Origin of the sequence: Streptomyces doebereineriae (assembly GCF_031845645.1) — a bacterium.
Taxonomy (GTDB): domain Bacteria; phylum Actinomycetota; class Actinomycetes; order Streptomycetales; family Streptomycetaceae; genus Streptomyces; species Streptomyces canus.
On record NZ_JAVREZ010000260.1, the window covers coordinates 1 to 460 of the forward strand.

A 460-nucleotide genomic window follows, 5' to 3' on the forward strand; every position below is an offset into this window, starting at 1 on the left:
GTACGGATCAGCTTGTGGCAGTGGCTCGTCGAGCATGGCACGGGGAAAGTGCAACCGAGAGTAGGCACGCCCGAACGCCACATTCGGTAGCGGCATCAAGGTCAGGAGAGGCTGTAGCACTTCCTCGTCGATCGACACCTCGGCGTAGATCCGGTCGGCATACTGAGCCACCACATTGTACGCGAAACTGCTTGTGGTAGCGATCATTCCAGCGATGTCTCGTTCAATGAAGAAGCGTTGGACATCGTTGGGCAGATGGTCGGCATTGAGTTCCAGCACACACTCGTCGGCGCCCTCGAACAACTGCAGATCAATCTGCAGGGTCGTCAGGGCGAAATACCGCATCCCGATGCTGAACAGTTCCCGCAGGGTGGCACAGGACATGACGGCGAACCCGAACAGCCCCATGTGCGTCAGGGCCGACCGGCCACCGACATCGATGCCCAGTCCGGGTTCGCCG

Annotated in this window: 1 protein-coding gene; it reads right to left on the reverse strand. The window is 59.8% G+C overall.

Going from position 1 to position 460, the window contains the following annotated elements:
- Positions 1-460: AraC family transcriptional regulator ligand-binding domain-containing protein (locus RNB18_RS51775; protein ID WP_311721029.1), on the reverse strand; the 460-nt coding region annotated here is incomplete at both ends.